Below are 2,592 nucleotides of genomic sequence, written 5' to 3'. Positions count from 1 at the left end.
AAGCAGTGATGTTAGATGACTGGCTGGCTGAAGTGAAAGCTACCGAAGAATCGGTAGTAGAAACGGCTTTTCAGTTAATGGGTGTCCCTTACTTGTGGGGTGGCACTTCGGCTAAGGGGGTAGATTGTAGTGGCTATACTAAAACCATTTTCTTCATGAACGGCAAGGTATTACCCCGCGATGCCTCGCAACAAGTACACGCTGGAGAGCTAGTGGATGAGAACAAGAATTTTAAGAATCTGCGTCCCGGTGATTTGCTATTTTTTGGGCGGGCCGCCACCGACAGTACCCGTGAGCGAGTTACCCACGTAGGCATGTGGATTGGTCACGACGAGTTTATTCATGCGCCCGGTTTGGAAGCCCACGTGAAAATTAGCAGCATTGATCCTGCTTCAGAACACTATGATGCATTCAACCTGAACCGCTACCTTCGCACCAGGCGTATGCTCACCAGCAACCGCGACATTCTGACCCTGAAGGATGTGAAGTTGTTCTAGTTTTTGTATCTTTCTTCTATGGATTTCAAGAAGCAACTAGAAGCATTTCAAGCGGAGACTCGCCGTCGTTTCAACGCGGTTGATGCAAAGCTGTCTGTGCTTAAGGATAATATTACCGATGTACAATCCGAGTTTAAAGAAATTAGTACAGCGGTAGATAACGTTTACGAATTTATGGGTGAGATGTATAACATACAGAATGAAGAAATAGCCGATATTAAACGCCGGTTAAGCAAACTTGAAAAATCATGAGGCATGGCATCACCACTTTTAACCTATAACTAGGTAGCATACAAAGTTTTAACTTAAAGAATGTTAAGTTGCTCTAACCGCCGGAAAGCATAAAACAGTGAAGATATATGCATGGCTTGCACCAGTTTGTTTTCATTAAGCAACTGTTTTACTTCCTCCAATGGCATCAACACCACTTCAATTTCCTCCCCCGTATCTAGTTTCTGCTCGGCAGTTTTGCGTGCGTTGAGGCACAGAAAAGAGATTGACCAATTATTATGATTCGCCGGATTAGGCGATACTCGCGCAATCTCTTCCCAACTTTCACCGACGTAACCGGTTTCTTCTAATAACTCTCGTTGTACTGCTTCCATTTCGGGTTCACCCGAGTCTACGGCCCCGCCGGGCAATTCCAGAATAGTATCCCCGTAGGCGTGGCGGTACTGACGGATTAGTACAATTTCGCGATTGGGCGTGATAGCCGTTACGTTGGCCCAATTAGGATATTCCAGCGTGTAGTAGGGTTCAATAATCTGCCCGCTTGGCATTTCGCAAATATCCGCTCGCACTTTGATCCAACGATCTTGCAGTACGTACTTTTGGGAAAGAGCTTTCCAATTTAGATTTTTCACAGCAGATACGTTTTCGCTAAATGCTATGAATTTTCTTTAGCAAAGTGCTGATAAAATAGCGAAATGGTTTCTATGCCCTTTAGGAAGTTAAAGACCCCGTAGCTTTCGTTGGGAGAATGAATGGCATCTTCATCCAGCCCGAAGCCCATCAGTAGCGAGTCAATACCTAACTCTTTTTGAAATAACGAAACAATGGGAATACTACCGCCTTCGCGGGTCAAAAACGGCTCCTTCCCCCAGGCTTCTTGAAAGGCTTTTTTGGCGGCATCAATGGCGGGTGAGTCGGTAGGGACTACTGCCGGTTCGCCACCGTGGTGGGGGCTTACTTTCACCTTCACCGTGTCCGGTGCAATGGATTCAAAGTGCTTTGTAAACAGCTTATCAATCTCTTCGGGATGCTGATTGGGGACTAAGCGCATAGATATTTTAGCGTATGCTTTAGAAGGAAGCACGGTTTTAGCACCCTCGCTAATATAACCGCCCCAAATACCGTTTACATCCAGCGTAGGGCGAATACCGATTCGCTCCAGCGTGGAGTAACCGTCTTCGCCCGTTAGCTTCTCAACTCCTAATTCTTTTTTGTACTTCTCGTCATCTTGCGGTGCGCGGTTGATTTCAGTTCGCTCTTCGTCGCTTAAATCTTTCACCTTGTCGTAAAAGCCCGGAATTGTAATACGCCCTTGATCATCGTGTAAGGATGCAATCATCTGACAAAGTACATTTATGGGGTTGGCTACGGTGCCACCAAACATGCCCGAGTGCAGATCAACACGGGGCCCAGTCACTTCTACTTCCATATAGCTTAACCCTCGCAAGCCGACGGTAATGGATGGGTTTTCGTTATCGATAATTCCCGTATCGGAGATAAGTACTACATCCGCTTGTAGCTTTTCGCGGTTCTCCTTTACAAACCCGGCGAGGTGACTAGAACCTACTTCTTCTTCACCCTCAATCATAAACTTCACGTTACAGGGCAGGGCATCGTTGGCAATCATAGTTTCTAGTGCCTTCACGTGCATATACATCTGCCCCTTATCATCGCTAGCTCCACGAGCGTAGATTTTTCCGTCCCGTACTTCCGGTTCAAAGGGGGGTGATTTCCATAGATCGTAGGGGTCGGCCGGTTGTACATCGTAGTGGCCGTAGACTAAAACCGTTGGTTTTGACGGATCAACCATTTTTTCGGCGTAGATAATAGGATAGCCGTCGGTTTCCACCACCTCAGCTTTATC

4 protein-coding genes are annotated in these 2,592 nt (G+C 46.6%); 2 read left to right on the top strand and 2 right to left on the bottom strand.

The window, feature by feature from the left end:
* On the top strand, positions 1-497 hold a 497-nt coding region (locus WBA23_RS04145; RefSeq protein ID WP_424580985.1), incomplete at its 5' end, for a C40 family peptidase.
* Between the two features lie 18 nt (positions 498-515).
* Positions 516-749, top strand: coding sequence for a hypothetical protein (locus tag WBA23_RS04140; RefSeq protein WP_424580984.1), 234 nt, complete (start codon positions 516-518; stop codon positions 747-749).
* 53 nt (positions 750-802) lie between these two features.
* On the opposite strand, the gene WBA23_RS04135 is transcribed toward WBA23_RS04140, so the two are convergent.
* Positions 803-1,360, bottom strand: coding sequence for an NUDIX hydrolase (locus WBA23_RS04135; RefSeq protein WP_424580983.1), 558 nt, complete (start codon positions 1,358-1,360; stop codon positions 803-805).
* 23 nt (positions 1,361-1,383) lie between these two features.
* Positions 1,384-2,592: dipeptidase (locus tag WBA23_RS04130; protein WP_424580982.1), on the bottom strand; the 1,209-nt coding region annotated here is incomplete at its 5' end.

Origin of the sequence: Tunicatimonas sp., from assembly GCF_049647865.1 — a bacterium.
Classification (GTDB): domain Bacteria; phylum Bacteroidota; class Bacteroidia; order Cytophagales; family Cyclobacteriaceae; genus Tunicatimonas.
The sequence above is the reverse complement of the archived record's forward strand: the minus strand, read 5'-3'. Positions and strand labels throughout refer to the sequence as shown.

Bases quoted from the DNA above. Each gene is read 5' to 3' on its own strand.
- WBA23_RS04140 (WP_424580984.1), top strand. From the start codon at position 516: ATGGATTTCAAGAAGCAACTAGAAGCATTTCAAGCGGAGACTCGCCGT.